Origin of the sequence: Mesorhizobium sp. M7A.F.Ca.CA.002.09.1.1, assembly GCF_003998555.1 — a bacterium.
In the GTDB taxonomy this organism is placed as follows: domain Bacteria; phylum Pseudomonadota; class Alphaproteobacteria; order Rhizobiales; family Rhizobiaceae; genus Mesorhizobium; species Mesorhizobium ciceri.
In genome coordinates this window covers 1-8,019 of sequence record NZ_RZRR01000162.1, presented here as the reverse complement: position 1 = coordinate 8,019, position 8,019 = coordinate 1, and the positions used below count along the sequence as shown (strand labels likewise).

7 protein-coding genes are annotated in these 8,019 nt (G+C 65.4%); all 7 read right to left on the bottom strand.

The genetic code is table 11. The features are described from left to right. On the bottom strand, window positions 1–935 hold a 935-nt coding region (locus EN994_RS09930; protein WP_245466004.1), incomplete at its 3' end, for an ABC transporter substrate-binding protein. Window positions 936–1,138: 203 nt separating this feature from the next. After that, complete coding sequence (dapB, locus tag EN994_RS09925) at window positions 1,139–1,918, bottom strand: 4-hydroxy-tetrahydrodipicolinate reductase (protein WP_063167708.1); 780 nt, start codon at window positions 1,916–1,918, stop codon at window positions 1,139–1,141. A gap of 8 nt (window positions 1,919–1,926) precedes the next feature. Beyond that, a complete protein-coding gene (locus tag EN994_RS09920) occupies window positions 1,927–4,020 on the bottom strand; it encodes an ATP-dependent helicase (protein ID WP_013532458.1) in 2,094 nt (697 codons plus the stop codon). A gap of 97 nt (window positions 4,021–4,117) precedes the next feature. Further along, a complete protein-coding gene (locus EN994_RS09915) occupies window positions 4,118–4,291 on the bottom strand; it encodes a hypothetical protein (protein WP_013532459.1) in 174 nt (57 codons plus the stop codon). A gap of 430 nt (window positions 4,292–4,721) precedes the next feature. After that, window positions 4,722–5,894: a M20 aminoacylase family protein gene (locus tag EN994_RS09910; protein ID WP_013532460.1), complete on the bottom strand. Its 1,173-nt coding sequence runs from the start codon at window positions 5,892–5,894 to the stop codon at window positions 4,722–4,724. Window positions 5,895–5,927: 33 nt separating this feature from the next. Beyond that, window positions 5,928–7,154, bottom strand: coding sequence for a Zn-dependent hydrolase (locus EN994_RS09905; protein ID WP_127307509.1), 1,227 nt, complete (start codon window positions 7,152–7,154; stop codon window positions 5,928–5,930). Beyond that, a partial coding sequence (locus EN994_RS09900) for a diaminopropionate ammonia-lyase (RefSeq protein ID WP_127307508.1) occupies window positions 7,151–8,019 on the bottom strand: 869 nt, incomplete at its 5' end. The genes EN994_RS09905 and EN994_RS09900, both read right to left, overlap by 4 nt.

Below are 8,019 nucleotides of genomic sequence, written 5' to 3'. Positions count from 1 at the left end.
TGCTTGCCTTGCAGGCTCTTCGAGAATGTCGAGAGAACCTTGAGCACGGTCGGCGGACCATCGGCCGGCATGCGGCCATCCGGCGTGAACATCGCCTTGCCGCCGGCCAGCCCCTGCACGTAAAGGTCCCGGTTGCCGGCATAATAATCCTTCGGCATCTTGTCGGCGATCTCTTCGGCCGAATGCGTGGCGATGAATTTCATCGTCTTGACGAAGGCATTGGCGAGCTTCTGTGCCTCATCCTTGTGGCCTTCCAGCCAGGAGGACTGGACATAGAAGGACGCCGCCGGATAGTCGCCGCCCAGCGCTTCCTTGGTCTTTTCGGGCGTGCGCATGTCGACCAGGATGCTTGCCTCGCCGGTCTTGAGCAGTTTGGCGATGGTCGGCTCGGTGGTCATGCCGGCCTGGATCTGGTCCTGCTTGACGGCGGCGATGAAGGTGTTGCCGGCGCCGACCGGCAGCAGCGTGTAGTCGCCGGGCTTCAGGCCGCTGCGCACGGCAAGATACTGGGTCAGGAAATCGGTCGAGGAGCCGAGACCGGTGACGCCGAGCGTGGCGCCCTTGAAATCGGCGGGCGACTTGATCTCCGGGTGCTTGGCGGAGACCAGCTCGACCTCACCGGGCGCTTGGCTGAACTGGACGATCGACTGGATGTATTTGCCCTTCGACTGCAGGTCGACGGGGTGATCGTAGAAGCCGACAACGCCTTGGACGGCACCTGCCAGCAGTTCATTTTCGGCCTCGACCCCGGCGCGCGAGTTGAGCAGTTCGACATCGAGCCCCTGGTCCTTGAAGTAGCCGAGCTGCTGGGTGAGCACGGCAGGCAGATAGATCTGCTTTTCCATGCCGCCGACGATGATGGTGATTTTGTCGGCAGCCGAAGCCACCGTGGCGCTTGTGGCTGCAATAGCAAGGCTTAGCGCCGCTGTGCGCAGGGCGCACTTCGAGATGAAACCGGTCACGAAACTTCCTCCACTTGGGCGGCGCGCCATCCCGGCTGCGCCGCATTCCTCCTTACCGGCCGCTCCCGCACCGGTCACACGGCGAACGCCGTAATGACTTCATGGCACGCCCAAGCTTTCAGCTGGCTTTCAGTCGTTTTAACGGCCGTTGAAATGGAATCCGTTGTGGCTGCCGGTCACGGAGCGCCGAAACCGAGAACGTCGCGCATGTCGTATTCGCCGGGCGGGCGTCCCTCGAGCCAGAGCGCGGCGGCAATGGCGCCGCGGGCGAACATGACGCGGTCGCCGGCCGCATGCGACAAGGTCACAAGCTCGCCTTCGGCACAGAAGCTCACGCTGTGTTCGCCGATGATGCTGCCGCCACGCAGCACCGCAAAGCCGATCTCACCGGGAGGCCGCGCGCCAATGGCGCCATCGCGAACAGGCCGCGCCACCGCGTCGAGCTCGACCTTGCGGCCGCCGGCCACGGCCTGGCCAAGCATCAAAGCGGTACCTGACGGCGCGTCGATCTTGTGTCGGTGATGCGCCTCGAAGACCTCGGCGTCCCAGTCTTCGGGATCGAGCGCTGTCGCCGCCTGTTCGACCAATCCGACCAGCATGTTCAGCCCCAGCGAAAAGCTGCCGGAGCGCACGATGGCGATGGTCTTCGCGGCCTCGGCGATGTCGGCGAATTCAGTCGCATCGAAACCGGTCGATCCGATGACCAGGGCCGGCCCGCCGCGGGCGGCGCAAAACCTTGCCAGGTCAGCCGAGGCCGCCGGCGTCGTGAAGTCGATGACCACATCGGCCGTGGCAAGCGCCTCCTCGCGGCTGACCAGCCCATCGCCGGCAGCGCCGGGCCGATGGAACCGCGCAGCGAGCGCCAGCCGTGGATCGACCCGCACGGCGTCCGTCATCTGGCGGCCCATGCGGCCGAGCGCGCCGGCGATGGCGATCCTGATCGGCGGCTGCGGCATGGCCTCGGCTATTTCCACATGCCGCGCATACGGGCGCCAATGTCGACGCGCACCTCCGGCCGGGCCGCCCTGCCCTGCGCGGCCAGCGCGCTTGGCCACGACATCTGTTCGAACGCGGCGAGGATCGAGGCCGGGATGAAACGGGTGCGCGAGGCATAGAGATGGCGGTCGCCGCGCGCCGCCTGGCCATGTGGAAAGAAACGCTGCGGCATGACCAGGTTGAGATTGTCCTTGGCCCGTGTCATCGCGACATAGAGCAGCCGGCGCTCCTCCTCGATGTCCTCCTTGGTGCCGACGCCGAGATCGGCCGGGATGCAGCCATCGACGGTGTTGAGCACGAAGACATTTTTCCACTCCTGGCCCTTGGCCGAGTGGATGGTCGACAGGATCAGATAATCCTCGTCGCGATGCGGCGGCCCAGCCTGGTCGCTGGTGGCGTCCGGCGGATCGAGCGTCAGTTCGGTCAGGAAGCGCTCGCGCGAGGCATAGCCCGAGCCGATCTGCTCAAGTTGCAACAGGTCGGCCCGGCGCGTCGTCGCGTCCTCGTGGATGCGTTCCAGATGCGGCTCGTACCACAGCCTGATCTGTTCGAGGTCGGCCGGCCATCTGGCGCCGGCGCGCAGGCCGGAATAGAGCGCGACGAAGCCAGGCCAGTCGTCCGCCGCGCGTTGCGGCGGACGCCAGCCGGCCAGCCCCATGGCCTCGTCCAGCGCCGTCGTCATGGTCTCGACGATCTGCGCGGCGGCCGAAGGGCCGATGCCAGGCAAGAGTTGCAATACGCGAAAACCGGCGACCCGGTCGCGCGGGTTTTCGGCAAAGCGCAGCACCGCCAGCACATCCTTGACGTGGGCGGCATCGAGAAACTTCAGGCCGCCGAATTTGACGAAGGGAATGTTGCGCCGCGTCAGTTCGATCTCCAGCGGCCCGCTGTGATGCGAGGCGCGAAACAGCACCGCCTGGGATTTCAGCGCTGTGCCCGCCTCGCGCTCGGCCAGGATGGTGTCGCAGACGAAATTGGCCTGCTCGACTTCGTCGCGCACGGTCACCAGTTTTGGCCTGTCGCTGGATTTGCGCTCCGACCACAGGTTTTTGGTGAAGCGCTCCGAGGCTTCGCCGATCACCGCGTTGGCGGCAGCAAGGATGGTCTCGGTCGAGCGGTAATTGCGCTCCAGCATCACCACGTCGGCGGCTTGCGCGAACTGATTGGGGAAGTCGAGGATGTTGCGAACCTCGGCGGCGCGGAACGAATAGATCGATTGCGCATCGTCGCCCACCACCGTCAGCCCGGCGCCGTCGGGTTTCAGCGCCATGAGGATCGAAGCCTGCAGGCGATTTGTGTCCTGGTATTCGTCGACCAGCACATGGTCGAAACGCCCGCCCAGATGCGCCGCTATCTCGGGCTCCGCCGCCATCTGCGCCCAGTAGAGCAGCAAATCGTCGTAATCGAGCACGTTTTGCGCCTGCTTGGCCTCGACATAACCGGCGAACAATTCTTTCAGCTGCTCCGCCCAGCCGGCGCACCAGGGAAAGGCGGAACCCAACACCTCGTTGAGCGGCGCCTGCGCGTTCACCGCGCGCGAATAGATGGCAAGGCAAGTGCCCTTGGTGGGGAAACGCGCTTCCGTCTTCGAGAAGCCGAGTTCGTGGCGGACCAGATTCATCAGGTCGGCGGAATCCTCGCGATCATGGATGGTGAAGGCCGGGTCGAGACCGATCTCCAGCGCATAGTCGCGCAACAGCCGCGCGCCGATGCCGTGAAAGGTGCCGGCCCAGGTCAGCGCATCGGTGATGACGGCTGCATCGCGGCCGAGCACCTCGCCGGCAATACGCTCGACGCGCCTGGCCATTTCGGATGCCGCGCGGCGCGAAAACGTCATCAGCAGGATGCGGCGCGGGTCGGCGCCCTTGACGATCAGATGAGCGACGCGATGCGCCAGCGTGTTGGTCTTGCCAGATCCGGCGCCGGCAATGACCAGCAACGGGCCGGCAATCTGACCGGCGCCGTGCTCGACGGCCTGGCGCTGGGCATCGTTCAGCCGCGCGAGATAGGCAGGCTGGACGGTCGGTTCCCGAAAGGTCGAATCAGCGGTGGCGAGGTTCATCGCCCATCAAGCATCGTTTCTGCTTTGTTCGCAACATCGATGCGGGCACACCTAACCCATGCAGGACTGGGGCCGGTCTGAAGAGAAGGGATCGCGGCTAGCGTTGCGGATCGACACCCATGTCGGCCGACTGCCGTCGCAAGGTCTCGCGATCAGGTTGCGACGGCGGCAACAGCAGCGGGTCGACCGTATCGGGCACGTTTTCGACCATCTTCCTGGCGATGCGATAAGTGACATAGGCGAAGGCGCCGGCGACGAGCAGACGGAACATGGTGCAACACTCCTTTGGAGCAGAACCAACCGTAGAAACAGCCTTTGGTTCCCTTGCCAATCGTCCACGCGCGCAGTCGAAGATGGAGGGCGGTTTCGCCGGCGCTCCCGATGCATTCTCGAGGCAACCGGAGGCGGAACTTGGCCTTTGCGAGGTTCGCGTGCTGCCGCAACCCGCTGTGGCGTCCCGGACGAACTTTTGGAGAAGAAGGCCGGCGCCGCTTGGGAGGAGTGAAGCGCCGGCCAAGCGGATAATTAAGTCCGCCGCACAGGTAAGGCTAGCTGAGTCTTTCCCCTGCGTCATCGGGGGATTGTCTTTGTTAAAAACGTACCGACGCACACGGCCCTATCGGTCACCAGCCGTCAAGAGCTTGTCTTGACCATCATCCCGGCAATCTCAATAAACCCGGGAGTTGGCGATCAAAACGCGATCATCTTCCCGCGTCGCCACCCAGCCTTTGCCTGACCACGGCTACATGGAAATTCGTGCCGAACAGCAGCCCGTCATCGTTGAAGTCGTAGCTGGAATTGTGCAGCGGCGCGGAAGCTTCGCCATTGCCGAGGAAGACGAAGCAGCCCGGCACGTGGTCGAGGAAGCGGGCGAAATCCTCCGAAGCGGTCATCGGCTCGCGGGCGACGGCGATGTTGCCGGGTTCGAAGACGCCTCTGGCGGCGGCGAATGCGGCATCGACCAGTTCGGCATCGTTGCGCAGCGGCACGAACTCCCTGCTGTACTTGACCTCGGCGGTGACATTATAGGCGGCAGCGATGCCCTCGGCGAGAATGCGCATCTGCCGCTCGATCTCGGCGCTGACCTCGGGACGGAAGCTGCGCGCATCGCCGAGGATGCGGGCAAGACCGGGCAGAGCGTTGCGGGTGCCGTCGGTGATCAGCTCGGTCACCGAAACCACGGATATGTCGGCCGGACTCAGTCGGCGCGAGACGATGGTCTGCAGATTGGTGACCAGCGCGCAGGCCGCGACCAGCGTCTCGTTGCCCGCATGCGGCCGCGCGGCATGGCCGCCGAGCCCCTTGAGCACGATCTCGAAGTTGTCCTCGGCCGACATTATGGGTCCGGCACGGGTCTCGAAATGCCCGATCGGCAGGCCGGGCATGTTGTGCAGGCCAAAGATCTCGTCGAAGGGAAAGCGCTGCATCAGCCCATCTTCGAGCATGGCGAGTGCGCCCCTGCCCCATTCCTCGGCCGGCTGGAAGACGAAGCGCACGGTGCCGTCGAAACCGCCCTCACCGGCCAGCAGCTTTGCCGCGCCGAGCAGCATGGTGGTGTGGCCGTCATGGCCGCAGGCATGCATGATGCCGGGATTGCCGGACCGGTAAGATGCGTCCGATTGTTCTGATATGCGCAGCGCATCCATGTCGGCCCTCAGCGCAATCGCCCGGTTGCCGCTGCCGCGCTTCAGCGTGCCGACGACACCGGTGCCGCCGACGCCTTCGGTGACATCGTCCAACCCAAATTCGCGCAGTTTGGCGGCGACGAAGGCGGCGGTGCGCTTCTCCTCGAAGCCGAATTCCGGGTGTGCATGCAGATCGCGCCGCCAGAAAATCATCTCCTGCTTCAGCGCGTCGCGATCGAGTTCAGACATTCTTCTGCCCCTTCTGCTTCTGCCCCTTCTGACCTACTTTGCCAGTTGCGCGGCCACATCAAGCAGGATGTTGGCGCCGGCAACAAGCTCGGCGTCATCGGTGTGTTCGCGAGGACTGTGACTGATGCCGCCAACGCTCGGCACGAAGATCATCGCCGCAGGCGCGATACACGCCAGCATCTGCGCGTCGTGGCCGGCGCCTGATGTCATGCGCCTGACCCCGAGGCCACGGCGTTTCGCGGCGGCCTCGATTTGTTCGACGATGCGCAGGTCGAAGATCACCGGTTCGAAGCGGGCCAGTTGCTCGACCGAAACCGTCACGTTCTCAGCGGCGGCAAGCTGCTCGAGATAGGCGGCAAGCGCCGCTTCCGCCGCCTGCAGGCGCTGTTCGTCGGGATCGCGCAGATCGACGGTGAAGACCGCGCGCGAAGGGATGACATTGATGGCATTCGGCTCGAAGCGGATCGTGCCGACGGTGGCGACGGTCGGCGCGTTCGAGGCTTTGGTCCGGTCGAGCAGGAAGGTGATGACCCGGGCGGCGGCGTGGCCGGCATCGTTGCGCATCGACATCGGCGTGGTGCCGGCATGGTTGGCGACGCCGTCGATTGTGATGCGCTGCCAGGAGATGCCTTGCAGATTCTCCACCGCGCCGACCGGCAAGCCTTCGCGCTCCAGCACCGGCCCTTGCTCAATATGCAGTTCGAGATAGGCGTGCGGCGTGAGGAAGCCGGGTTCCCGGTCGCCGGCATAGCCGATGCGGGCAAGCTCCTGCCCGAGCACGCTGCCGTCGGTGCCGACGGCCGCCAGCACCGTTTCGGCATCGATGCCGCCGGCGTGGACCAGCGAGCCCATCATGTCGGGTGTGTAGCGTACGCCCTCCTCATTGGTGAAAGCGGCGACCGCGACCGGGCGCGACGGCGAAAAGCCTGTCGCCTTGAGCGTCTCGATCACTTCCAGCCCGGCAAGCACCCCGTAGCAGCCGTCATAAATGCCGGCATCGATGACGGTGTCGATGTGCGAGCCGATGAGCAGCGGCGCTTGCCCGGTGTTTTCCGGGCTTTGCCAGATGCCGAAAATTTTGCCGACCCGGTCGATGGCGACATCGAGCCCGGCCTGCCGAAGCCAGCCGACGAAGAGGTCGCGGCCCTGCCTGTCGGTGTCTGAGGCGGCCAGCCGGGTCAGCCTGCCCTCGACATCCCGGCCAACAGCGCCGAGTTCGCGGATGCGGCCGAGCAGGCGCTGCGCATCGATGGCGATCATGCCGTTGCCTCGGCTGTCATCTTGCCTTCCAGCACATCGGCCGGGTTCATGCCAACCAGTTCGGCGTAGCGATGCGGGTCGGTGGCGCCTTCGGTGTTGATCACCAGCACCCGCGATTTGCCGTCAAGTCCAAGATCGGCCCGGTTGTCGGCCACCGCCCGGATCAGCCCGGCAAGGCCGACACCACCGCTTTCGCCGGCGACGATCACCGGGTCACCGCCGGCCGGCCAGGCCAGCCGCCGCATCACCGCGATGGCCTCGTCCTCATCCACCGTCATGAAGGCGTCGGCGGCGCGCGCCAGCACCCGCCAGGCGACCGGCGAGGCTTCGTAACATTCAAGCATGGCCATCACCGTCGGCTGGCCGTGCGCGACCTTGACCGGGCGCCCGACCTGGGCGGCTGCGAAGACACAAGCGGCACGCGCCGGCTCGACCACGATGAAGGTCGGCCTAGCGTCACCGAGCACGGTGGCCAGATGACCGGCCAGCGCGGCGGCAATGCCGCCGACACCGGCCTGCACGAAGACGTGGGTCGGCGTCCGAGGGAGTTGGCGCAAGGCTTCGCGTACGATCGCGGTATAGCCCTGCATGACCAGGCCGGGAATGCGCTCATAGCCCGGCCACGAGGTGTCGGAGACCACGGTCCAGTCCTTGTCGGCCGAAACCTGGGCAGCTTGCCTGACCGAATCGTCATAATTGCCGTGGACGCGGATCATCTCGGCGCCATAGCGGGCGATCGCCGCGATGCGCTCCTCGCTGACCCCGGCGTGGACGAAGATCGCCGCCCGCGCGCCGACGAGTTGCGCGCCTTGCGCGACGGAGCGGCCATAGTTGCCGTCGGTCGCACAGGCAAATGTCATCGCCG